This is a genomic window from Acetivibrio clariflavus DSM 19732 (assembly GCF_000237085.1).
Classification (GTDB): Bacteria; Bacillota; Clostridia; order Acetivibrionales; family Acetivibrionaceae; genus Acetivibrio; species Acetivibrio clariflavus.
Map to the genome: position 1 here is coordinate 1,424,126 of NC_016627.1, position 25,564 is coordinate 1,449,689.

Consider the following 25,564-nt stretch of genomic DNA (forward strand, 5'->3'; position numbering starts at 1 on the left):
TTAATGGATTCATACTGTTAACAGATAATATTCGGAGGTAAGGATGGGACTTAGAAAGGGTCAAAAAGAACTTGTAGAACAATATAGAGGCGGATATTGTGCTATCCCTGCCATTCCCGGAGGGGGGAAGACACATTGCCTTTCCCTGTGGACAGCGGAGATGATCGCCAATAAACTGCACAAACCGGGTAAAATCCTTATTGTTACTTACATGAACAGTGCAGTAAACAATTTTAAGCAGCGAATATCAGCGGAGCTTAAGAACAGGGGAATTATAAGCAATAAGGATTATTTTGTTTCCACCATCCATGGATTATGCCTTCAAATAATTAAAGAAAAACCGGATCATGTTATTACCAATGAAGAGTTTACCATTATAGATGAGGTTTCAAAAATTAACCTGATTTACAGTTGTATTGATGAGTGGAAAAGGCATAATGAGAATAAATTCAGGCTTTATATAGATGAGTCAAATTTGAGCGCTAACAAGCTGAGTGATACATATAAAAAATGGCAGGAAAAACTGTGCAATATAATGCTTTCTGCCATCGGAGATTTTAAATGCAGGGGAATTGCTCCAAAGCAGGCTATGGAACTCTGCCAAAATCTCGGTGAAGACTCTATACTATCCTGGGCAAGCGAAATATACGAAATATATGACAGAAGGCTTAAAATTGGCGGTTTTTTGGATTTTGACGACATGTTGTATAATGCCAAAAAAATACTTAAAGAAGATGAGCTTTTATTGAAAAAGTATCAAAACAAATATTCCTTTGTATGCGAGGATGAGGCTCAGGATTCAAACCTTATACAGAGTGAAATATTGGAAATGATAGCCAACGGTAATTTACTGAGAGTGGGAGACAGTAACCAGGCTATATGCGGAAGCTTTAGCAACAGCGATTTTTCCTTGTTTAAAAGCTTTTGTGAAAACCCGAAAACCACTGTATATAAAATAACCCAGTCCAGTAGAAATACTGTTGATATAATCAATCTGGCCAATTATTTCGTTAAGTTTGTAAGGGAGAAACATCCGGTGCCGGAGTGCAGGGAGAGCCTTTTACCCCAGTTTATAGAACCTGTCGGGGAAGATGACCCAAGGCCGAATCCCAAAATTGACGAGTACGGCATAAGAGTGGGTATATTTAAGAGTTGGGAGGATGAGGCCCGGGGAGTGGTAATTAAGGCTCAGGAAATGGCAAGAAAATATCCTGACAAGACCATTGCAATACTTGTGCCCACCTCATGGCGAATGAATGTTGTATTAAACTTTTTGGAAGCAAGGCATGTACCCTATGAATTGCTGGACAATACCTCCGGTGAGAGGAACAAAACTTTGAAAAAACTTGGAAGGGTTATAGATTTTATTGCACAGCCGGAGAACGGACAGAAGTTCTTTGATATGATGAATGAATGCTTTCTTGCCGATTCCTATGACGATGGTGTATCAGAGGATGAACCCGATCAGGAAAGAAAAACTGTTAATCAGAAAATAATTTTAAATGAATTTTTAAAGAAATATCCTGTAGAAAAAATACTTTATCCTATCGGGGGCGAGATTGAGAGGGATGATATACCTAAGGATTTAATAAATAGCAGCATTTGGACGGATTTTACCGATAAACTGGAAGTAGTGAGGGAACTGTTAGAGTTTCCCGGTACCATTGTTGAAAAATTAATACTCTTTATTTCCGAAAAGTTGAGGTTTGAAAAGGAAGAGAGGGCTATAGCTCAAAAGGTGGCCGGGGATGTCCGGTACCTTATGAGTCAGGATCCCCATTGGAAACTTGCCGATTTGGCCCTGGAACTGTTAAAAACGAAAAATATGTTTAATTTTTTTGCCGGCATTGTTTGGGACTTGAAAGGGTATGAACCTAAACCGGGGGTAGTAACAGTGGCTACATACCACAAGTCGAAAGGTCTTGAATGGGACGTTGTTTTTTTAACGAGTATTACCAATGCCGACTTTCCGGTTAATTTGGATGATAAATTTATTGGGGAGTACTGGTATTTGAAAGAGGAGTATAAAAATCCCCAGGCAATAATAAAGTCGGATTTGAAAAAGGTGTTGGGGGAAAAGATCGATGAGGATTCCATATTGCAGTCAAAAATCGAAACCATATCCGAAAGGGCAAGACTTTTATATGTGGGAATAACCAGAGCAAAGGAATATTTGTTTTTAAGTTCTTTTGAGGCAAATAGGGAAAAAAGAAATGAAATATTGCCATCTAAGTATATTTTAGAACTCAGGAAATATATTGAGGAGTTATCAAAATGAATGATTTAAGGTTTGCAGAATATTTTTTATTTACTCAGCAGTCATTGGCGACTTTTGAAAAATGTCCTCTGAAGTTTAAAAAGAGATACCTTGAAAACCTGAAATGGGAAAACTTCCCTAGTGAAGAAATAAAGAAAAGGCTTGAACTGGGCAATAATTTTCATCTTTTGGCTTATAGGTATTTTTTAGGCATTGATACGGGACTTAGTGAAAGTACAGAGGGTTTTAACCAATTAAACCGTTGGATGAAGAGTCTTGAAAATAAGTTTAAAAAGGAAGATAACTTAAAATATCTTCCGGAATATAAAGTGCGAATGACCAAGGGAATTTTCAGGCTGGAGGCCAATTTTGACCTTTTGATTGTTGACGGGGACAAACTTGAAATTTGGGATTGGAAAACCCAAAGCAAAGAAAGCAGCCAGCCGCAAAGAAAGGCTAAGGCTGAGAAATATAAGAGAAGCCTTCAGACCATGGTCTACCTTTTTGTGCTTAAGGAGCAAAGCGAAAGAATAACCGGAAGAGAGATTAAATGTGAAGACATAAGAATGTGCTATTGGCAGCCGGATCCTCCGGAAGTACTGATGGATATAAGATACAGCGATGAATTACATGATGCCTATAGAGAGATTTTAAAGGATAAAATAAAAGGAATACTTCAATACGATTTTTCGTCCTTTGACAAAGCATTGTATGAAAAAAACTGTAAATACTGTGAATTTAACTGGTTTTGCAACAACCAAAGGATTGATTTCAATGAGATTGAAAAGGATGATGATTTCCTGGACGAGCTGGAGTGGGAAGATATTGAGGAGTTGACTTAGGTGAGGATAAAAGTAAATTTATTGAATAGAGGCGTACATATACCTACCGAGCTTATTGAAGCTACCGATGGGGATGAACTTATTGCTAGGATTTTCTATAACCGAGGTTATAAAAATCCGGATACTGTGCGTCAGATGCTGAAAGAAGAATGTTATACTCCCACCCATTTTAATGAGTTTAAGGGAATGGAAAAAGCTGTGGAAAGGATACTTAAGGCTGCAGAAAAAGGTGAAAAAGTATGTGTATACGGGGATTACGATGTTGACGGAGTGACCAGCACGGTTATTCTTGTGGAATGCTTAAGTTTGTTTCTGGACAAAGTTATATACCATGTACCCGACCGTTTTACCGAAGGTTACGGCATGAATTTGGATGTAATTGAAAAGCTTGCTGCCGACGGTGTCACCTTGATTGTTACCTGTGATTGTGGAATTTCCAATGTCAATGAGATAAAACGTGCAAAAGAGTTGGGAATGGATGTAATACTTACCGACCATCACACCATACCACCCGAGCTTCCCAATGCCGATGTGATACTAAACCCGAAACTCCTTGAAGAAGGGCACAAAGCAAGAAATATATCGGGATGTGCCATGGCTTATTTTCTATGCCATGCACTTTTGAAAAGTAAAGGACTTGAAGAGAAAGCGGAAGATTATCTGGATATGCTTGCATTATCCCTTATTGCAGATGTGGTAAGCCTTAACGGTGAAAACAGATTTCTTCTGAAAAAAGCAATGCCCAAATTGTTCAATACCAAGAGGCTGGGACTTATCAAGCTTTTGGAGATTGCAGGGAAGAACAGTGAACTTAGAACAGAGGAGGATATTGCTTTTCAAATAGCACCTAGAATTAATGCTGCCGGAAGGATGGAGTCGGCACGGCTTCCGGTGGAACTCATGCTTTGTAAAGATCCGTATATTGCTGCTGAAATGGCTCAAAGAATAGATTTTCTCAATTCGGAAAGAAAGAGGGTTCAGCAGGAAATAATAGACCAGGCAGTAGAGCAGGTGGAGACAAAGAAGAAAAACAAGACTGTTCTGGTACTTTACAACGATTTTTGGCATCATGGTATTATTGGGATTGCAGCAGGGAAAATATGCGAAACCTACAAAAAACCGGCGATTCTTTTATCCCTCAAAGAGGATGGTAAAACGGTTGTAGGGTCGGCAAGATCGGTTGAAGAGATAAACATTTATGAATTAATCAGGGAATGCAGCGGAAAGCTTTTGAAATTCGGAGGTCATTCCCAGGCAGCTGGACTTTCTCTTTTGAAAGAGAATCTTCAGGAATTTATGGCTGAAATTGAAATTGCTGCAGAAAAGAAGCATTTTATAGGTGATACCGTCAATGTTAATGTGGATATGGAACTTGAGATTGACAGCATAACGGAGGATTTTTTCGAAAGGCTCATGACAGCCGGACCTTATGGCGAAGGCTTTGAGGCACCATTGTTTGTGAGCTACGGGCTGAAAGTTTTGAGTGACAGAAAAACCGAGAAGAATCATCATATAATGATTTTGGAGGGAAAAAGCAATACAAGAATATCTGCCGTCTGGTGGTTTGGCGAGGATAAATCCCTTCAGGGCAAAGTGTTTGACGCTGTCTACAAGATTGGCAAAAATACTTATAAAGGAAAATCAAACCTTCAACTGACTTTAGCATATGTGATAGAAAGCGAAGGGGAAGTCCCGAAAGTATTTAACGGGAAAATTATTGATGAAAGAGGACGTGACATAAACCTATTGGTGGAAAAATACCGCCAGGCACTCTTCTTTTATGAAGGGCTGACTTCAAAATGCCCTTTGCCGTCTGCCGTTGACCGCTTTGGTGTAAAAGAGACAGAGAATTTGGTGTTTTTATCTACTCCTTCCAATACGGAGGTTTTTAGGGAAATTATAGCACTCAGCAATCCCCGGAATATTATTTTAAATTTCAGTGTTTTGCCGGATTACTCTTTTAAAGGCTTTGTTACCAATCTTTTGGGCCTTATTAAGTACATAGTTTCAAAGGAAAAGGGAATGGCTTATATTGAGTCAATGGCTATAAAGCTTGGTGTGGAAGAAAGTATTGTAAAATCGGGGTTGAAATTTTTGAAAGCTGCCGGAAAAATTGACTATATATTAAGCGAAGATGAAATGATGGTGTTTTTGTTTAAAGGCAGCGGTATGACCGACAACAGCATGTTTTTGGCGGAAAAGCGGTTGAGAAACGCACTTATGGAGAAGAATGCTTACCAGCAGTTTATTTTAAAAACTGAAGCTGAAAATTTCAGGGAATATTTAAAATAGTTATCGATATTTTTTGAAAAACATCAAAGTTTGGAACAGAAAGCAAAACCTATGCCACATCAATAATTTTAACCACTAAAGCAGTAACATTGTCCTTTCCTCCATTTCCTAATGCCAGATCCACCAGGTCTTTACATATTGATGCACTGCTGTTGCCGACAGAAAGGTGAAATTTTAATTCCTCGTCGGTTAATGAACCGGAAAGACCATCGCTGCAGATAAGATAAGTATCCCCTTTCAAAACGGTCAGTTCATCGGAGTAATCGGCTTCCATTGTGCCATTGGCGGGATTTGCACCGAGGTATCTTGTGAGGATGTTTTTGCTCTTATGAAATTTTGCCGTATAGCTGTTTAAGACGCCAAGGCGTACAAGCCTTTGGGCTTCGGTGTGTTCGGTGGTAAGCTTTATCAGATTTGAATTCCGCAACAGATATACGCTGCTGTCACCGACGTTAAAAGCAATTGCTTTGTCCCGGCAGAATAAAATTGCCGCTATAGTTGTACCCATTTTTTTGCTCAATGTCAAAGAATGCTCATATATTTTTTGATTGGTTTGGCTGATATAACTGTCCATATACTTCTTTAAATCTGCTATTGTGTTAAAAAGTTGAAAATAGGAAATATAAAACTCATGCAACGACAGAATTGCCAAATGGGAAGCTTCTTCACCTAATTGTTCGCCTCCCATACCGTCGCATACAGCAAAAATATATTTTTTGTCGGAGCTGTTAAGAGATAAGCTCAGAGGATCGATAATAGAATTTTTTTCCTTAAAAGTACCGTTAAAATAAAAGCTGTCTTCATTTTTATCCCGAACATTTCCTTTGCTTGTTAAAACCGAAGCGTCAATTTTAAGTTTTGTTTCCATAAAACACCACCTTTAGATGTAAATCCATTCATCGTCATTATCGTCATTTATATATATTTTACTTTTGCAAGAGCCGTTTGTCTGAATTTTATAAATATTGTTCCGATCGCTTTTATTGCAGTAGTAGATAGAATCACCGACTATGTTTATATAGTCGGAATAATCGTCATTGAGCTTTTCTCTTTCGGAACCGTCGCAACGGATTCTGTATATTTTGCTCATATCCCCTTTATTGCAGTAGTAAATCCAGTTATTGTGTACGTTTATATTGGTTGCCGTATCACTGCAAATTTTTTCGGTTTTTAATACCGAAATATCTATTTTGTAAATACTCATATTGTCACTTTTATTGCTGAAATAAATGTAATCATTGTAAATACAGAAACAGCTTGCTTCAAAATTTGTTATTTTAATTATTTCTTTTCCGTCAATATTTATTCTGTAAAGTCTGTTTCTGTCGCTTCGGTTGCAGTAATAAAGGAAACCTTTGTACAGTATGGGATTGTAACATTTGGCGTTTACCAGCTTTATCTTTTCGGATCCGTCGGTTTTGACTTTATAGATACTGTAGCCGTCAGTTTCACTGCAGTAATACATCCATTCCATATATACATATAAATACCAACACTTGTCATCAATGACTTTTATTCTGCCGTTTCCGTCAGCATTTATGCAGTATATGCTCTCATTGTCAGAGGAATTGCAATAGTATATCTTGTTTCCCGATATGTTGATAAACCATGCTTCGTCGGAAGTAAGTTTAAGTACATTGCTTTCATCGGGACTAATTTTATAAATACCGTACCGATTGCCGGGACAGGATATAAAAATCCCTTCTCCGTTCGAGCAGACAAGACCTCCGTTTACTATGTTACCTGGGGAATTGGCAGTTGAGCTTGAAACAGAGGGGTTTTGGAGTTTGTTTTCATTTCTGTCTGAATGAGGTTGTCGACAACCGGTTGACGGTACTGAGAGGGCTAATATTTCGGCGGGATTTAATAAAACTGTTTCGGGAATGCTTGCAGGAATTGAAGAATTTGCTTTTTTTCCCGATGAAAGAATCTTTTGTCTTTCTGTTGGAGATATATCCCGGTTTACTTCGATTAGGGCCTCTTTTAATTTTTCAGGCGATGGAAATCGGTTTTCAGGCTTATATTCGCACAGCTTCAATATTATATTGCCAAGCTTTTCAGGAGCATTGCACGGAGGTGTTATGGGTTCGCCCGACAGGCGCTTTTCCACAGCAGTTTCACTGTCTTTAATGCGAAGTTCTGTTGGGAAAGGCGGCATAAAAGGAAATCTGCCGTTATTGAAGAGTTTGTAAAGCAAAATCCCCAATGAATAGAGATCGGCTCTTGTGTCATAGGGCTCACCTTTAAATACTTCCGGTGCCATATAGAGCGGTGTACCGCGGATTGAAGACGAAAAGCTTTTCGAAAGTTCCCGTGCAATTCCAAAGTCTCCTAATTTGTAACGATTGTCTTTTGATACAAATATGTTTTCATCCTTTATATCTCTGTGAACAATGCCTTTTTTATAACAAATCTCCAAAGCAGCACATATATCAAGTCCTATGTTTATTGCGTCGGCTATGCATAAATCTTTTTCTTCGAGATATTTGTTGAGTGGAGTCAGATATTCCATGCGGATTAGGATATCCCATGAAATATCATCCTGGTGTTCTATTACCATATGGTCTTCATAGCTTACTATGTTGCTGTTGCCTCTAAGGTTGTAAAGCATTACAATCTCATTTATTATGTTTTTTACCGCATCTTCAAAATATCGTTTCAAGAGTTTTTCATTATTTCCTAAAGTTGATACGGCTTCATGATATTGTTCTCTTGTGGGAATGCTTACAATTTTTAATGCAGATTCATATTTATAACCCCATTCTTCTTTTGAAAGTTTAAAGACTTTACCGTAACTGCCCTGACCTAAGAATTTTTCTATGTACCAGCTGCCCCAAAAGGGTTCGTACTTTTTGACGTGGTCTTCCTTCAAATAATCCATTGACAAAAATACCTCCTAAGAATGTTAAGATGAGATAAAGCTTGATACATAAATTACAATTACAGGGTCTGTAAAGTTACAAACAAGATAACAAATTCAAAGAACAGCAGTTAATGATATAAATAAGAACTCATTCATAAAAGAAATGATTATGTATTTTGTGCTAAATATATTTTACCATATGAGCTTTATTTGAGTCAATTTTTTGTCTTTTGCAATAAATAAGAAAGCAGTTGGTTATAAATTTATGATTAAATAAATAATTATATTATGTAATGACAAAAAATAGTTGTTGCGTTTATTAATAAATTATGATAATATTTGGGTAACCGGTTTAGTAAACCGGTTACATGTAGTGGGTATATACATATTATGGAAACGTAATGGATAGGCGATTTTAATGAATACAACACAGATAAATATGTTCATTGAAATTTGCAAAGTTGGGAGGATAACTTTTTTCTAAGCAACAGTTACTCTTAATCTCAGTAATTACATTGTTTTAGCTTATCGATATAATTTAACTTATTTGTAATTAGTTCTTACTAATCGGTTTCCTGTTCATTAATAAATAAAAAATTAAATATTTTAAGAATAATTTAACTTATATTGCAATAATAAGTAATATTTATACACAATTGTATATTTAATAATATAAATTCTACATTTTTAATGAGGTGATTGAGAAATGCCAGAAAGTGTTAACATTGCGCCAGATACCAATGCTGTAATGGAAACTGCGCCTAATAAGAAACCCTTATGGAAAAGATCGAAATTTTTAAAAGAACTGTCTACAAATAAGGCGTTGTTTCTAATGATGCTACCACCATTCATATTAATATTTGTCAACTATTACTTACCGATGTTTGGTGTAATTATTGCTTTTAAGAATTTTAACTACGTTGATGGTTTTCTTCGAAGTCCATGGGCAGGATTACAGAATTTTAGGTTCTTGTTCATGTCTGATGCAGCGTGGAGAATTACACGAAACACAATTTTGTACAATTTAGCTTTCATTGCGCTAGGGTTAATTTTCGCACTTCTGTTTGCTTTAGCACTAAACGAATTAACAAACAGGCTAGCAGCAAAGTTTTATCAATCGGTAATATTCTTACCTTACTTCCTTTCATGGGTAGTTGTAGCGTATTTAGTCCTGGCATTTCTGGATCCAAACGGTTTCTATAATAAAACTCTCACTAAGGTATTACATTTACCAACGGTGGATTGGTATGCTTCACCGCAGTATTGGCCGTTTATACTGGTAATTGTAAATCTTTGGAAAAATGTTGGTTACGGTATTGTAATATATACATCCGGTATTGCAGGAATTGACCCGGAATATTATGAAGCTGCCGTATTGGATGGTGCTAGTAAACTGCAGCAGATTAGATATATTACAATTCCTTTCCTTGTACCGTTTATGATCGTAACTACCATTATAAATCTCGGTAATATCTTCAGATCAGATTTCGGACTGTTTTATCAGGTTCCAATGCAGCAGGGACTTTTGACTCCGACAACGGAAGTTTTGGATACTTATATTTATAAAGCATTAATTATGACCGGAGATTTGGGTATGTCTTCCGCTGCCGGATTATATCAATCTGTTGTTGGATTCTTTACTGTCTTGTTTGCCAACTGGGCAGTAAGTAAAATCAGTCCTGAGAACAGGATATTCTAATTTTGGTGAATGATTAATTATTCTGTAAATATACAAAAATTTGATTTTGAATTGAGGGAGAAAGTATGAAATTAGAAAGCAAGAAATCATCAACTTTAAGAATTAATTCTGTTTCACCTTCTGTGAATTTGGCGCTTAATATATTCTTTGCCGTTTATTGTCTAATGTGTATAGCGCCGTTGATTTTGATATTCATGGTTTCAATTACTGATCAGACTTCTCTTGCCATCAATGGATATTCGTTCTTCCCGAGTAAGATCAGTTTTGATGCTTATAAATATTTGTTTAGCGATTTAGGAAAACTGTTTAGGTCTTACGGTATTACAATTTTTACATGTGTTGTAGGTACGTTCTTCTGCGTTCTTTTCACTATGCTGTATGCTTATCCGATATCCAGAAAATCTTTTAAGTACAGAAATTTCTTTTCCTTCTTTATATTCTTTACAATGCTGTTCCAGGGAGGTCTAGTACCTTGGTATATACTTTATACCAAATACCTGCGTTTGCAGAATAATCTTATCGCATTGATTATGCCGGCGGTAATGAATGCATTTTATGTATTGGTTACCAAGACATTTTTCTCAATCAATATACCCGATTCGGTATTAGAGGCAGCTAGAATCGACGGTGCCAGTGAATTCAGAATATTCTGGCAGATTGTTATTCCCATGTCCACACCGGTTATTGCTACAATAGCATTGTTTTCATCTTTGAATTACTGGAACGACTGGTATCTTTGCCTGCTGTATATAAATGATCCTAAGTACTATAATCTTCAATATTCAATGTATCAGGCACTGCGTTCTCTGCAATTCCTGACATCTTCGTTGGCATCTGCTTCGGGTAATGTTTCAAGTTCATTGGCAAATGTACCGGGTGAGACCTTGCGTATGGCTATGGCCATATTAGGTATAGGACCTATTGTTTTTGCATATCCGTTCTTCCAAAGGTATTTTATCAAAGGTCTTACTATTGGTGCGGTCAAAGGCTGATTTCGGCATGGGCAAAGGTTTGAGATTTTGTCTTTGCTGATTCAATGTATAGACACATAATTAGAGGAGGTATAAAAATGTTATTAAAAAAGAAAAAATTGGGAAGAGCCGTTGTTGCCGCTATTTTATCATCATGCTTGCTACTCTCGGGATGCGGCGGCAAGACTAATCCACAGCCTAATAGTGGCGCAACAAATGATCCCAATAATGCAGGTAATAATGGTTCAACATCGAATTTGGAACCCTATGAAATCAATGCGTATTTTCTTGCACCACAGTGTAAAGACTTACCTCTAGTACAAGAAGAATTAAACAAACTGCTTAAGGAAAAAATCAACGCTACAATCAAGTTAAACTATTTCTGGTGGGATAGCTATTATGAAAAACAACAGCTGGCAGTATCATCCGGTGAAAAGATAGATATAATGTTTTCACCTAGCTGGTGGGGATTTAACGACTATGTGGCAAAACAGGCTTGGCTGCCATTGGATGATTTGCTCCAGCAATACGGTCAGGATATTATTGCTAACATACATCCATCATATTTGAAAGCACCGGTTGTAAACGGAAAACTTTATGCTATTCCTACAGCAAAGGATATGTACGGTACGGGCGGATTCATATTTAATAAAGCACTTGTTGAAAAATACAATTTTGATATTAACTCTATTACTAAGCCAGAGGATATCGAACCATGGTTAGAAATTATTAAACAAAAAGAACCGGATGTAATTCCATTCTTATCTACAAAAGGTGACCAACAGGCATATTTGGTACAGGATTGGCATGTTAATGTAGGAGACGTAAATGTTCCGGTTGGTTATAGGAAAACAGATGGGGATGTTAAGATTATAAATCTTTTGGAAACAGATATTTCACAAAGAATATTTAAATTAAGCCGCAGCTGGTATCTGAAAGGTTATATAAACAAAGACGTTGCAACATTGCAGGATGGTACTCCAATTAAAAAAGCCGGAAAAGTATTTGCATGGACAGAACAGTTGAAGCCTGGAAAAGCTGAGGAATTGACAGCACAGTATGGATATGAACTTGTTCAGGCTGATGCTTGGAAGGGTATTGAATATTATACTACTACTCCTGACTTGACAAACTCACAGTTAGTAATTCCTAGAACTTCTAAAGACCCTGCAAGAGCAATGATGTTCATCAACTTGCTCTTTAAAGACAAAGAGATTAAAAATCTTCTTAGCTGGGGTATTGAAGGTAAGCACTATAAGAAAGTAAGCGAAAACCAGATAGACTTTGCTGATGGTGTTAATGCCGATAACTCCGGTTACTATGGAATTGCACAGTGGGCAATGGGCGGTAACCAGTTCCTTGATTACTTGTGGATAAGCGAAAGTCCAGATAAATGGCAGAAGATGGATGAGTTCAATAAAATTGCGAAGCCAATGAAGATTCTTGGTTGGACTTATGACTCATCTAACGTAAAATCCGAAATAGCAGCACTTGCTACAGTAGGTCAGAACGAAGTTCAGCCACTTAGCCAGGGATTGGTAGATTACGATACTTATTATCCGAAAGTTAAGCAGTCTCTTGAAAAAGCAGGAATTCAGAGAGTTATCGATGACTGCCAGAAATCAGTGGATGAATTCATAAAATCACAAAATAAATAAACGAATTCATGACATTGTAAACAGTGGATATTTGAATAAAGTATCGTAGAAAATTAAATATTTTGTTCCCATAACATATATCAGCACACCCTATTGAAAATTTATAATAATTACTCAATAGGGTGTGCTTTTTTGCTGGGAAGAAGTTTAAAATGGCGATGTTAGAAAGCATTAATGGTATAACCTTATACATTTAGGACTAAAACAAGGCTTTTGTTTTAAATATTTTTTTTGTATAATAACAAGTATACAGTAATTATTGGCCTTAAAGGCAATGTTGATAAATTCATATAATGATTTGTTTCAGAGTATGCTGTAAAATTGTGAAAATTCTTAATATTAGTTAAAGGAGAATATAAATGGGCAGAGTATCTATGTTTGATTGCTTTGAAGGTGAGCCTAAGACAAGCTTGAAAGAGTGTTTGCAATTATATTGGGGTTATAGGCTTCTTGAACTTGCGCAAATTCACGGTTTGCAAGTGGATGAAGGGACTTCTGATGCCGATATTATCGAACAATTAATTCCGAAAATGCTTGATAATTTTCCTAACGATGTGGAATATTTGAATGAGACAGAATGGTTGTTTTTAAACAGGGTTAAGCAAAACCCCAATGAAGAAATGAATGATATAGAAAAAAAGCAATATGCTACATTAAAATGGTTTGGGTATGCCTATTTGTTTAATCATAATGGGCATATATATCCTGTTATTCCAAAAGAGTTGTTAAGTTTGCTTCCCCAATCATACAGCGAGGAATTTGAGCGCAGGGTTGAACGTAAACAAAAGTTATTTACATATACGTTGGCTTTGGTAAATCTGTATGGAGCGTACAGAATCGAACAGTTGGTTGATGTCTGGAATATGTACAATAAAGAAAAAATAACCGTTGATGATGCTAAAGAATATGTTAGAGCAATGGATAAGCGTCAGGGGTATTTTTGGTATGACAAGGGATATGTTGTTTCAAACCTTATGGAAGATGAGAAACAGTATCTCGCTCTTATAAAAAATTCGTACAGAGGCCCCTATTTTTTGCCAACAAAGAGCGATATAGCCTTTTATTCAGATATTGAACATTCATTGTCCTCAAGCTACTTTAAAAAAATTGAAGAATTTATTTGGAGCAAAAACATTCTGGATGAAAATGAAGTAGAAGACTTGCTTTACGATATTTTAGGTGTATTTCAACTGGATCTTTCCCTGGAAGTAATTATTGATATGCTGAAAGATATGGGAATAGAACTTAATGATGAAGATGAAGCCGAAGAGTTTATGAGGATGTTAAGGGTTGCTTCGGATAATACAAGAAAGTGGGGACTGCGCGGACACATGCCGGCGGAATTGGGCAAAAGCAGGGCAAAAGTCCCAGTCGACGGACCGCAGCTTCAAAAGCCCCAACCTAGAACAGTTAAGAAAATTGGAAGAAATGATCCATGTTATTGTGGGAGTGGAAAAAAATACAAACATTGCTGCGGCAAAATATGAGCTAATTATTGGCTTTGGATTAAGAAATTTTGATAAGCAAGCATCCAAGATTGAATTGTATATATACAGTTTAATCGTGGATGTTTGTTTTTGTTTAAAGGTATAATTTACAGATGTAAAATTAAAATATTGACTAATGAAGGAATTATAAAGGGAAGAGCAATGTCAGGAGAATGATAGTAAAAACAACTTATGTAACATATTATTTTAGTCATACATATTTTAGTGTAGGGAAAAAGTTTTGCTCTAAGCTGAAAAGAGTATATATAATTTGTACACATAACTAATTGGAGGATCAATTTATGAAAGATAAATATATATCATTAAATAACTTGCCTATAGGCAAAAAAGCACGGGTAAAATTGCTTACTTCCGAAGGAACGACCAGAAGAAGAATGCTGGATTTAGGTCTGATATCTGATACTGTGATAGAAGCATTGCAAAAAAGTCCGTCGGGAGATCCTGTAGCTTACTATATAAGAGGTGCTGTAATTGCTTTACGCTCGGAAGAGGCAGCTAAAATATTGGTTGAAGCTCTATAAAGGTTGAATCTATAGGTGAATTTATCCTAAAATACTTGATTTTAAAAATTCAATTAAGTATAATAAACGTTGCAATTTGGATTAAACTTTAATTATATATTATATATACTTATTTGGTCAATAAAAAATGAACGGGAGATAATAAACATGGGAAAAAGGTTTTTAGTAACTGGAGGAGCAGGTTTTTTAGGTATCAACCTTATAAGATTTTTGCTAAATAAAGGCTGTGAAGTAACTTCCCTTGATATTGCCGAGTTTGATTATGAGGATGTTAAAGATAAAGTTAGGATTATCACAGGCGATATCAGAGACAGAAAAATTGTCGATCAGGCAATGGAACAAGTGGATATAGTGGTTCATGCTGCGGCAGCTTTGCCTTTGTATAAAAAAGAGGATATTTTTTCAACTGATGTGGACGGAACCAGGAATGTAGTTGATTCGGCATTTACACATGGAGTGGAGAGGGTAATACACATATCTTCAACGGCTGTTTATGGTATTCCGGATCATCATCCTTTAATGGAGGATGACAAACTTGATGGAGTTGGTCCTTATGGACAGGCAAAGATAAAGGCTGAAGAAGTATGTTTGGAATATAGAAATAAAGGTATGTGTATACCGATAATTCGTCCGAAGTCTTTTATCGGACCGGAAAGGCTGGGAGTTTTCGCTCTTTTGTATGATTGGGCAAAGGATGGTAAGAATTTTCCAATGATAGGAAGCGGAAACAACAGGTATCAGCTTTTGGACGTGGAGGATTTATGCGAGGCAATATATCTTGCTGCCGAAGGCCCTAAGGATAAGGTAAACGATACTTTTAATATAGGCGCAAAAGAGTTTACTACAATGAAGGAAGATTATCAGGCTGTATTGGATTATGCAGGATTCGGCAAGAAAATTATAGGTTTTCCTGCAAAACCGGTGATTCTTGCCTTGAGGATATTGGAGTTCTTAAAGCTGTCCCCTCTATATAAATGGGTTTATGAGACAGCCTGTGAAGACTCTTTCGTATCCATAGAAAAGGCAGAAAAAATATTGGGCTTCAAGCCTAAATATTCAAACAAGGATGCTTTGATCAGAAACTATAAATGGTATTTGGAAAATTTGGATAAATTTCAAGGAAAGACGGGAATATCCCATAGAGTGCCGTGGAAGCAGGGCATTCTCAAAGTGGCAAAATTCTTCTTCTAAACCAAACATAGAACAGAGAACAGGGGACGGTTCGAAACCACTGAAAAAGTAGGGTTTTTTAAGCCACTTTTACAGTTTTATACAGCCGAAAACATTTAATTCTAATTTTCAAAAGCAAAAAATAATGATTATTTTTACTTAAAGAGGATACCAGTTGGGCTATCCTCTTTAAATTTACTGCCAATGCTGTTAATTTTGATTGCATTGACATGCTTCTTAAGCCGTACCCTCGGGCACGGCTTAATCCATGAAATCTCTTCATCTCTCCATTTTTCCACTCTTGACTTGCTCGTTCTTTATATTTTTCTATAAATTCCTTCGTTTTTGCTCTTTGGCTGTATTCATAATATTCAGGTATATTTACACTTATTTCTAGAGTATTTGATTTCCCTATTTTGAAGCATTGATCTTTCTTTGGACATTTTTGACATCCTTCTACATCAAACTTATATTTCCATGATTCTCGACCGTCTCTTTTTCTTATCTTTCTCTGCTTCTCTACGGTATAATTCCCATAATCACAAAACCATTGGTCCGAATCCTTATTATACGCATATTTACTCTCATCTATTTTGTATACCATTTCACTAATCGGTATGTACGCTTCGGCACCGTTTTCTTTTATTACATCTAAAATTGGCTTCCTGAAATATGCTTTATCCCCATATACCTCTTTTATTTCTATTCCGCTATCCTTTGTCAAATCAATTAATTCTTCAAATCCTGTACCGTCAACGTATGCACCGTTATATACCCTTACTGCCGTTATTATCCTTTCTTTTGTCGTCATTGCATACTCTGTTTTATATCCAAAAAAACTTTCTGTTTTCGATTTATATCCTACTCTTGCATCCTGGTCTACTAATGACCTTATACTCTTTTGTTCTATAAATTTTGGGTCTTCTAATATCTCACGGGCTTTTTCTATAACTTTGCATGTTTTCGTATGTTTTTCCCCTTCAATTTTTTCTTCAACCTGCGCAATTACTTCTTCCACATAAGCCTTCATTGTCGCTTTTGCTTCTCTATGATCTGCTATTTCCTTATAGTTTGGAATATTTGTATTGATTTCTTCCGGTATCTCTCCTGCCTCTTTTTCTAAATTTTTAAATATCTTTTTGGCAATATGTTTTAATATCCTCTCGGGTACTTTTTTTACAGTATTGGCATGAGTGTGTGTACAATCAATACTAATTCCACCAGACTTAATTATATTTTTTTCTACACACTGTTTTACTACTTCCGTTATTATTTCATCCATTGTAACTTCCTGTAGCCTGTGAACTCTGAATTTTGCCAGTAAACTCGGATGGGGAAGTTCTTCTTCAGGATTAATTCCAAGAAACCATAAGTAAGCCAGATTTAATGAAGCTTCCTCGATTACACGTTCATCGGATAAGTTGTACAAATATTGAAGAATTAAAAGCCTTAACATAAGTTCAGGTTCTTTTGCAGGTCTGCCATAATATTTACAATAGGACTTTTCGAGTAGTTTATTAATAAAACTAAAATCAATTGCATTATTTATTAATTTAAGTATATGATTTTCTGGAATTTTATTGTATAATATTGAATAGATGCTTAATTGATTATTTTTATCTTTTAGCATTTAAAAAACCTCCTTTGTGGTGTTGGTTTTGCGTGATTCCATTATACCATTGAAGGAGGTTTTTTACTATATATTTGTTGAAATATATTGAATGTTTTACATTATTTATTTGGTGTTTTTCAGTGGTTTCGAACCGTCCCCTGTTCTACCCTGTTCTATTTGAATCAAACAAGGGACTGAATCAAACAAGGGACGGTTCTCTGTTTGATATTCAAATTGGCAAAACAGCTCCTGATAATTGGTTTTTTGCAGTAACCCGCCATATATGGCGGGTTTAATAGTTTTATCGGTTATTAAGAATAATTTATAGTTTTTTTAGATGCTCATGTATATTTGTGATATAATCATGTCAAACAAATACGGTATTTAGGGGGAAATGATTTGTGTTGAAAAGTGTTGACTTTGCAAAAATAAATGAAACAATAGCCGATATAATCGATGATCATATTCTGGTTTGCAATACGAATGGAGAAATCATTTTCTCAAATAAAGCTATGCAGACATACCTCAGTTATACTGATATGGAATTAAAGCATAAGTCGCTTTTTGATATAGTTGAGGACAATTATATAAACAAGGCTAAATCCTTTATTGAAACTGCATCGGAAAGGCCTTCAGGATGGGAAAAGCTTTTATTTGTTGGCAAAGATAAAGTTGTAAAACTTCATATAAAAATTTTCCGGAAAGATGATCTTATATATATTTACGGTAATGAAAAATACATAGAGTACGAGAAAATACGGCATAAGCTGGATATTGAAATAGCGAATGCAATAAAGATTCACAAACGTTCTCTTCCTGAAAGTATTCCCGACAACGAAAATATTTCATTTGCCTCCTTGTATATCCCTGCACAAAAACTTGGAGGAGATTTGTTCGATGCTTTTAAGGTGGATAACGGATTGTTGAATGATTTTTTCGAACAATATGTATGTTTTATAGCCGATGTTTCAGGACATGGTCTTGATAGTGCCATGCTGGCTATATATGTTAAGGATACAATAAGAAGTTATTTTAGACTTAAGCACACACCGGGACAATTATTATCTCCTAAGGAAATAATAAACTTTTTCGTCGAACAATACATTAAGGAGGGCTATCCGGAGGAATACCTGGTCTGCCTTGTTCTGGTAGTTTTTGATTTGAATACAAAGGAATTGATTTATTGTAATGCAGGATTTCATAAATATCCTTTACTGGTGAGGAATGATGAAAAAATAGTTGGACTGAATAAAGTAGGCTTGCCAATAACAACAGCAATAGATACTGGTCTGCTAAAATATGAGGATCATTCCCTGCCTTTGTCTCCAGGAATGACTTTGTTTATGATGTCGGACGGATTACCGGAACAAAGGGTTAATAATGAATTTTATGAAAATAGACTAAAAGAACTTTTGACTGAAGTTTCTTGTTTGAAGCCTGCTCAAATTGTGCAAAAAGTTCATAAAGACTTTACAGATTTTTTGAATCATGAGAAAATTAATGATGATATAACCTTAGTTGTTGTTAAATTACCCGAAAAATCAAGATAAAAGGGTGTAATGGAATTTGAAGCTAAGGAAAGTAATTTAACTATTTTATAATGAGTTCATGGAGGAAATTGATATGAATCAGATATTAGAGGGGATTTTGGAAGCTATTGAAGATGAAATTCGAGCTCAAAAGCATTATGCAATGCTGGCTGAGAGAGCAGAGGATCCGGAAGTTAAGAAATTTTTCGAGCAATTGAAAATGGAAGAGGAAAACCACGAGAAGATACTTAGAAACCGGTATGAAGCCTTTTCGAAAATGTTAAAGACAGCTAAGGGCGAATGAAGCTAAAATTAGTTGGAATAATGCTTAGGCAGGAACTTTGTAAATAACAAATTGATTCTGTAAGGTAAAATTCCATATGATTCAGAGGTCTTAGTTACCACAATTGCTGCAAGGATATTGTATCTTGCAGCATTAAAAAAACATTGAAGATTAGTTTACTTATAGTAGCATATTTTTTCTCAGTTGATAGAACTAATTTACAGATATAGTTTATAAAAATTATGTAGATTTCGCCTTTTGCTATTTGACTATAGTTGGGAAATTCATATAATGGCTTTGTTGAAAAACATGGTATTAAACCAAACCGAAATTATGAAGATGGAAGGAGTATTCGGTTTGATTTATCGGGAGATGAATTCGAAAGCTATGCTGTTAGTACGGCTAAAAATTATTTGGAATATGATGAATGTACCTTCAATGAGTTGGACTTTGATGGAGATGGTGAGGACGAAATAGGCATACCGCTTCATAGCGGTGCCGGCGGTGAGTTTATGGTGGATGGCTTTGGCATTTTTAAGAAGAACCAGAATGGACTTTATGAAAAATATGCCTTTGGTCCATAGTGCTCGATGCGTGATGCAATGCGATTGATTAAATATAATGACAGAATTTATTTTATAACTAATCCCTTTTCTGATACTAATAATGAACTTCACAATATTACAGCACGTTCTATTGACAAGAATGGGAAAGGACACGAAGTTAGTATTAGCTGTACAAAGTATAATCCTAAAGAAATCATTACAAAAGTATATGGTAATTATAATACCGACGAGTTCAGCAGTTTTTTGAAAGAGATCAAGGCACAGGCATATGAAGCGATAGCTGCAACAAAAAGTCATAGAATGTATAATCCTAATACTGCAAATCCGGTAAAAAAGACCGATTTACCGGAGAATATATTATCAGGCTTTATACCGCATGATGTTTATTTTGGGGTTGATTTTGATAATGATGGTGAAAAAGAATTCATTAGAAAAGCTCATGTTATAACTCAATCAAAATATTATAATGATTATAATTTGTTCCAAGTATATGATAGCCAATCAAAACTTTCTGAAACGGTTGAACCAATAATGGATCTTTTGCCCTAGGAAGATTATTTTGGTTTGCATTCCGGTGGGAATCTCTATGACCTTTTGCCTATAGGAGATAAAGTTGTCCAGTTTTGGACGCGTGAAAAAGATAACGTGACTTATTGTGTAGTACTGACAAGGAATGAGCTTTTGTATTGTTTACATGTTTACGTAGTGAAAAACAATCAAACCATACCTGTTTGCCATAGTCTTTTATTTGATGAGGTACAAGATATTGAAGTGAAATTTTTTGACTAACTTTTACTGTTTACTCAAATTCAATTTGCTCTTCTTCAAGTTTTTCCCTGTAAAGCTGAATGATTTTATCGTATACAGCTTTGTTAACAATACCGGTGATATAAATAAATATCCTTCTGTAGTTTCTATATCTCCTTAGTCTACTTCTTCTGTTGTGAGTAAACTGTATAATGAATGAAAATCATCAAGCAGCAGTAAATTGTTACAAGTGGTAAGTAATGGCAATGTTTACAAAAACCTGCTTGTCAATGAAACTATTTTTTTCATACTATAATACCTGTTATAAAATAAATTATAATTCAAAATCAGAAAATTAAATTCTTTTTTTGCACGATTCAATAAATTATATTATAGTTACTATTGTGTTATAAGCTCCTAAAGAAACGAGTTTGCTAAGTTTTTTATAGTATGCTAGAATTTTGATTATAAAGATAAGTAGCAGTAACGGTTTTAGGAGGTGTTGTTTTGGCTGAATTAGTGAAGAAAATACTGGAAATTTCAAAATTAATGTATGATAAAGGTTTCGTAAATCCCTATGAAGGCAATATATCAATACTGGATGGAGAACAAATATATATAACTCCGGCAGGAGTTTGAAAAGGTTTCTTGACTGAAGATATGATAGTTGTTACTGATATAAACGGAAATGTATTGGAAGGTATGTATAAACCTTCGTCGGAAATTAAACTTCATCTTGCTGCATATAAACTCAGAAGTGATGTAAAAGCTGTTATACATGCTCATCCGCCTTATTCAACAGCATATGCTGTTGCGAATAAGCCTATAGAAACAAAAGGATATACCGAAATGATAACATTCTTTGGAAAAATACCTTTGGCGAAATACGGCCAACCCTCTACCGAACAAATAAGTGTTGGTATTGAGGAATTTATTGATAATTATGATATAATTCTTTTAGCCAACCATGGTATAATTACCGTTGGCAATGATATATATAACGCCTTTTTCAAACTGGAAGCGGCAGAGAGTATGGCAAAAACCCTTCTATTAACAAAATTGCTAGGAGGAGAAAAAGAATTACCAGAAAGTGAATTGGAGAGATTAGCGAGAAATGGTAAGACGCGGGAATTATAATTACAAATGCTTATAATTCATAAAAAATTTGCTCTTTTTTAAAGAAATTGAATAACTTATATATATTCTAAAAAAAAAATATGGTATTCTATAATTAGATGAATATTATTATGTCTCCTTCGCTGTTGCTGAAGTTGGAATAGCTACAGGAGATATAATTGTCATCATCATTATCTTTTTGAATTGCAATTTGTATTTTGTTAATACTTAAGAACTAGGAGTGATTGTATGTACTTGGCGGGAGTTATTACTGGAACAGTTTCTTCAGCTGGAATATTTTTTCTTTTAGGTTTTATTGCTATATCCTTTATAGCTATACTTTTAATTCTTGTTAAAAATCAGCCAAAAAAAAGAGATGATTACGCTTTAATGAATGATATGCTGCAGAATGCTCTTACGGAATTTGGAAATAAAATTGAAAAATCTTTTAAAGATTCTATAGATGATTTGGGAACAAAGTTAAAAGGTATGGTTATGGAAGTTAATTTGTCATCTCAGGTATTGGATGATACCGTGAATAAATTCGACAATTCTATAAAAGTTTTAGTTGAAAATGTTAACAAGATTACTGACTTTAACCGTAACCTGGGTGAAAATATAGAAAAGATGAGCGAAAGCTACAAAAGGCTTACAGACAATTTGAACACTAATACAAATGTCATTGAGAGCAATTTTGCATCCGTTGGAAGTTTGGCAAGAGATATAAAAGAAGCAACAGAGGAAATTACATCATACAATAAACAGGTTATACGGGACATGAGCAGCATTGCGGAAGAAGTTAAAGGTTCTGTTGAGGCTATAAAAGATTTGGGCGAAGTTCTGAAAAAAGATATGAGTATGAGAATTGAAGAGGCAAAGGAATATCAGGAAAATATAAATCAGTTGATAGAAAAGGTAAGTGGAGATATTTCAATTTTAGGATATAATACTGCCAATGAATTTGCAAAAACTATTGAGGAAACAGCTAAATCAACTTCTCAGAAAGTATTGCAGGATATTATATCTGTAGCTGATGAAATCAAAGGAGCTGTTGTGTCAATAAAAGAATTCAGCAGTGTGATGAAAAATGATTTCAATTTACGCAGCGAGGAAGCTAAAAGTTATCAGGAAAATATAAGCAAGCTTATGGATAGGATACAGGAGGAAATGGCTTCCTTAGGAGAAAGGACAGCAACTACCTTTTCACAAGGGTTGGAGGAGAGTGCAAAGACTGTTACTGAGAAAATTTTGCAGGACTTTGGTGAAGTGACGACAGAAATTGAAAATGCAATTTCAGTTATGAAAAGTTTAAATGAAGCACTTAAAACCGATTTGGATACACGTATTCTTGAAGCCCGTGAGTTTCACGATAATATAAACAGGCTCATGCTTAAGATTAGCGGTGAAATGTCTATTTTAGGCCAGGATACTGCTGAAGCATTTAGAAAGACTTTGGATGAAAGCGGACAATCGATATCACAGAAATTGACAGAGAATATTGAGGAAATATTCAAAGGTCTTTACAGTTTGTTGGATGAATTTAAAGAAAATGAAAAATTATTGGCAAAGACTATTGTAATGCTGCCGGATCAAGTTATAACATATAATGAAACTGCTGCAAATAAAATCGGAATGCAGATTGACGAGGTTAAAAGGATTTTAAGAGGCGGTTTATAATTAAGTAGAGGGAATTTATTTACAGGGTGAGTTGAATGGCAATAAATCCGGAAAAGCTAAATGATTTAGCTTCAAAATACGAGAACTACATAAAGAAAAACCCTAATGAATCACGGGCTTATTATTATTTGGGAAAAATTAAAATGAATTTGGGCAAATATAAAGAAGCACAGGAATGTTTTGAAAAATCAATTTCACTGAACCCGAATTTTACGTGGGCTAAGGTGGAATTGATTGTTGCCAATGTGTTTAGAAAAAGGTTTGTTCAAGCTGTAAATCTGTATACTCAATATAGAATGGATATAAGTGTGAAAAATATATTTAACAGAAAGCTTGTACGGGGAGTCACAGAATTCTATTCCAGAGACGATTTCTTTAGTCAGAGAAGCAAAGAACTGTTTAGTCCGCTGTTTCATAAAATGACAATACAGCCTTTGTTATCGAAATATGGAGAAGATCCGGGAAATGTTGTATTGATATTGATTCTTGCTATGTATTATATGGCAATAAATGAAAAAAGCCTTGACATTATGAATATCTTAAAGATTTGTGTATATATGGACTCGGTTGACGACAACATGCGGTGGAGTTTGCTGAAGGCTATCGCTGATTGCGGTGAGAAGCTCTATCTTGATTTGGATATAGCTTCTAAGTTTACAAGCATACCTGAACCGGATTGTACTGACGAATATGTAAAAACCATCTTTGGTGCAGTTGTATTGGGAAGAAACAAGTATAAAGTAAAGAACATATACAATTCAATGAGAAAGCAAGGAAAAAAACTGACTTTGCGTATGATGTGGAAATATGTTGACTGGGCATGGAATGTGGAGCTTTATGATCTGTCAGTATATGAATGCTGCAGCGAACTTTTATTGGCAGGATGGGCAGATATACTGGTACTTGAAATGATGGAAAAGTTGGTTGAGAACAATATTACAACTGTTACTGACGAAGAGCTGAAGATATTGAATCTTTTTGGCTATCTTAATAAGAAAAATAGCCAAGATTTTATTTGAACGAACACAGAACAAATATGTGATAAAAAAGACCTTAAGGAAATTAGAAAATTTCCTTAAGGTCTATATTTTCTATAAGCTTTCTGAAATAAGCACAGTTTTCAATAAGATTTGGACCGTGTCGGAAAAGACCTCCTCCTACTAAAAATATTACATCCTTTCCATATACTTTGAGTGACTCTGGTATGCTGCCCAAACTCATACCGCCGGCAGGGCATGGGAAAATCGGTTTTAGATTTCCCATTTTTTCCGATGTGCAGACAGCAATGCTTTCACATTCTTCACGACTGAAGGAAAAACGGCCGCCAAAGTTTGGATATATGGTAGCATCGGCACCGGCAAGTCTCATAATCTGTCCTAAAAGTGCACCATGGGAAATACCCGTTTCATTACTCATAACAAAAGTGCCTAAAAAGGCTGGATGGCTAAATACAGGTAAATTAATATTTTCATCTTCCGATATTTCCCTCATTGCATCAAAGCCTGCAAGACCCGGAGAAATCAATAGCCCACCTGCACCCAATTCTTTGGCCTTTCTTGCTCTGTCAACCATTTCACTGAATGGAGCCGTTATATTAGGAACATAAACAGATTTTCCACCCGTTTCTCTATTGGCCTTGTTAATGGCATTAACACACAGTTCAACCCTTTCTTCAAAGGGTGAAAAGCTTTGATTTGAAAGTCCATGGTCATCCTTAATTAAATCAATTCCGCCTAAAGCAAATTTATAAGCGAGATCGGCAAGAGCTTCCGAGGATAGACCCATTGGTTTTAAAGCCGTAAAGAGCAGTGGCCTGTTTTTTATGCCTAGATATTCCCTCAATCCGTCTCTTCCGAAACGGGGACCTTTGAAATTTTTTAAAATAACATCGGAAAGTAAAAGCTTTTCAACCCGTATTCCCGGTTTTATGCTTGAATTTCCGAACACGACATTCAGCAGTTGGGTCAATTCATTGGAAGAGGTTTCAACAGCATAGCTGACGGTTGCCATATAGTGCATGCTGTCATGTTTTTTGAAAGATTCAATTCTACCCACAATCGAATCCCGGATGGCTCCGTCCGGGAGTAATTCACCGGGAAATTCCACAGTTTGTTCAAGACATAAATCTTTTGCTTTTTCATAGGCTTCCTTTTCATTGCCGGAAAGTTTATAAATCACTGAAAATCTTTCTCCGGAAAGTTTAGGTTCTTTATATTCTGAAAAAAACATGTATTCATTTTCCTCCATTGTTAT

The 25,564-nt window shown here is 35.5% G+C and carries 20 protein-coding genes and 1 pseudogene; 17 read left to right on the forward strand and 4 right to left on the reverse strand.

Annotation, left to right across the window (positions count from 1 at the left end):
* Positions 1 to 43 precede the first annotated feature (43 nt).
* From CLOCL_RS06040 to recJ, 3 genes are read left to right on the forward strand one after another with little or no spacing between them, the layout of a single operon-like run.
* Positions 44 to 2,278 (forward strand): ATP-dependent helicase, encoded by a 2,235-nt coding sequence (locus tag CLOCL_RS06040; RefSeq protein WP_014254512.1) that lies wholly within the window; start codon positions 44 to 46, stop codon positions 2,276 to 2,278.
* Positions 2,275 to 3,099 carry a PD-(D/E)XK nuclease family protein gene (locus tag CLOCL_RS06045; protein ID WP_014254513.1) on the forward strand — a complete coding sequence of 275 codons (825 nt, stop codon included), beginning with the start codon at positions 2,275 to 2,277 and terminating at the stop codon, positions 3,097 to 3,099. The genes CLOCL_RS06040 and CLOCL_RS06045 overlap by 4 nt, the downstream gene beginning before the upstream one ends.
* Entirely contained in the window at positions 3,100 to 5,391 is a 2,292-nt protein-coding gene (gene recJ, locus CLOCL_RS06050; RefSeq protein WP_014254514.1) for a single-stranded-DNA-specific exonuclease RecJ, read from the forward strand.
* 49 nt (positions 5,392 to 5,440) lie between these two features.
* On the opposite strand, the gene CLOCL_RS06055 is transcribed toward recJ, so the two are convergent.
* A complete protein-coding gene (locus tag CLOCL_RS06055; RefSeq protein WP_014254515.1) occupies positions 5,441 to 6,259 on the reverse strand; it encodes a PP2C family protein-serine/threonine phosphatase in 819 nt (272 codons plus the stop codon).
* A 12-nt stretch (positions 6,260 to 6,271) separates the two neighbouring features.
* Complete coding sequence (locus CLOCL_RS06060) at positions 6,272 to 8,272, reverse strand: DUF5050 domain-containing protein (RefSeq protein ID WP_014254516.1); 2,001 nt, start codon at positions 8,270 to 8,272, stop codon at positions 6,272 to 6,274.
* A 688-nt stretch (positions 8,273 to 8,960) separates the two neighbouring features.
* Between CLOCL_RS06060 and CLOCL_RS06065 the strand changes: the two genes are divergently transcribed.
* The 6 genes from CLOCL_RS06065 to CLOCL_RS06090 all read left to right on the forward strand — a co-directional run bounded on the left by CLOCL_RS06065 (position 8,961) and on the right by CLOCL_RS06090 (position 15,802).
* Complete coding sequence (locus CLOCL_RS06065) at positions 8,961 to 9,953, forward strand: ABC transporter permease (protein WP_014254517.1); 993 nt, start codon at positions 8,961 to 8,963, stop codon at positions 9,951 to 9,953.
* A gap of 65 nt (positions 9,954 to 10,018) precedes the next feature.
* Positions 10,019 to 10,945 (forward strand): carbohydrate ABC transporter permease, encoded by a 927-nt coding sequence (locus tag CLOCL_RS06070; protein ID WP_014254518.1) that lies wholly within the window; start codon positions 10,019 to 10,021, stop codon positions 10,943 to 10,945.
* A 77-nt stretch (positions 10,946 to 11,022) separates the two neighbouring features.
* Positions 11,023 to 12,582, forward strand: coding sequence for an ABC transporter substrate-binding protein (locus CLOCL_RS06075; protein ID WP_014254519.1), 1,560 nt, complete (start codon positions 11,023 to 11,025; stop codon positions 12,580 to 12,582).
* Between the two features lie 359 nt (positions 12,583 to 12,941).
* Positions 12,942 to 14,069: a YecA family protein gene (locus CLOCL_RS06080; RefSeq protein ID WP_014254520.1), complete on the forward strand. Its 1,128-nt coding sequence runs from the start codon at positions 12,942 to 12,944 to the stop codon at positions 14,067 to 14,069.
* A gap of 302 nt (positions 14,070 to 14,371) precedes the next feature.
* The gene (locus CLOCL_RS06085) at positions 14,372 to 14,611 is read left to right on the forward strand and encodes a FeoA family protein (RefSeq protein ID WP_014254521.1); all 240 of its coding nucleotides are present in this window, start codon (positions 14,372 to 14,374) and stop codon (positions 14,609 to 14,611) included.
* Positions 14,612 to 14,758: 147 nt separating this feature from the next.
* Positions 14,759 to 15,802, forward strand: coding sequence for an NAD-dependent epimerase/dehydratase family protein (locus CLOCL_RS06090; RefSeq protein ID WP_014254522.1), 1,044 nt, complete (start codon positions 14,759 to 14,761; stop codon positions 15,800 to 15,802).
* A 58-nt stretch (positions 15,803 to 15,860) separates the two neighbouring features.
* Here the strand turns inward: CLOCL_RS06090 and CLOCL_RS06095 are convergent, their stop codons facing one another.
* A complete protein-coding gene (locus tag CLOCL_RS06095; RefSeq protein ID WP_014254074.1) occupies positions 15,861 to 17,411 on the reverse strand; it encodes an IS1182 family transposase in 1,551 nt (516 codons plus the stop codon).
* A 383-nt stretch (positions 17,412 to 17,794) separates the two neighbouring features.
* On the opposite strand from CLOCL_RS06095, the gene CLOCL_RS06105 reads away from it, so the two are divergent.
* From CLOCL_RS06105 to CLOCL_RS06140, 8 genes and pseudogenes are all read left to right on the forward strand, one after another.
* Positions 17,795 to 18,943 carry a SpoIIE family protein phosphatase gene (locus CLOCL_RS06105; protein ID WP_014254523.1) on the forward strand — a complete coding sequence of 383 codons (1,149 nt, stop codon included), beginning with the start codon at positions 17,795 to 17,797 and terminating at the stop codon, positions 18,941 to 18,943.
* 73 nt (positions 18,944 to 19,016) lie between these two features.
* On the forward strand, positions 19,017 to 19,226 hold the full coding sequence (locus CLOCL_RS06110) for a ferritin family protein (protein ID WP_014254524.1): 210 nt from the start codon (positions 19,017 to 19,019) through the stop codon (positions 19,224 to 19,226).
* Between the two features lie 254 nt (positions 19,227 to 19,480).
* Positions 19,481 to 19,789, forward strand: coding sequence for a hypothetical protein (locus CLOCL_RS06115; RefSeq protein WP_014254525.1), 309 nt, complete (start codon positions 19,481 to 19,483; stop codon positions 19,787 to 19,789).
* A 24-nt stretch (positions 19,790 to 19,813) separates the two neighbouring features.
* Positions 19,814 to 20,320, forward strand: coding sequence for a hypothetical protein (locus CLOCL_RS06120; RefSeq protein ID WP_027622755.1), 507 nt, complete (start codon positions 19,814 to 19,816; stop codon positions 20,318 to 20,320).
* A 15-nt stretch (positions 20,321 to 20,335) separates the two neighbouring features.
* Complete coding sequence (locus tag CLOCL_RS06125) at positions 20,336 to 20,560, forward strand: hypothetical protein (protein ID WP_027622756.1); 225 nt, start codon at positions 20,336 to 20,338, stop codon at positions 20,558 to 20,560.
* 477 nt (positions 20,561 to 21,037) lie between these two features.
* Positions 21,038 to 21,655, forward strand: a pseudogene (locus tag CLOCL_RS06130) (class II aldolase/adducin family protein).
* 228 nt (positions 21,656 to 21,883) lie between these two features.
* Positions 21,884 to 23,311: a Rad50 family protein gene (locus CLOCL_RS06135; protein WP_014254526.1), complete on the forward strand. Its 1,428-nt coding sequence runs from the start codon at positions 21,884 to 21,886 to the stop codon at positions 23,309 to 23,311.
* Positions 23,312 to 23,346: 35 nt separating this feature from the next.
* The gene (locus tag CLOCL_RS06140; protein ID WP_014254527.1) at positions 23,347 to 24,330 is read left to right on the forward strand and encodes a tetratricopeptide repeat protein; all 984 of its coding nucleotides are present in this window, start codon (positions 23,347 to 23,349) and stop codon (positions 24,328 to 24,330) included.
* Positions 24,331 to 24,373: 43 nt separating this feature from the next.
* Here the strand turns inward: CLOCL_RS06140 and CLOCL_RS06145 are convergent, their stop codons facing one another.
* A complete protein-coding gene (locus tag CLOCL_RS06145) occupies positions 24,374 to 25,540 on the reverse strand; it encodes a RuBisCO large subunit C-terminal-like domain-containing protein (protein WP_014254528.1) in 1,167 nt (388 codons plus the stop codon).
* Positions 25,541 to 25,564: the final 24 nt, after the last annotated feature.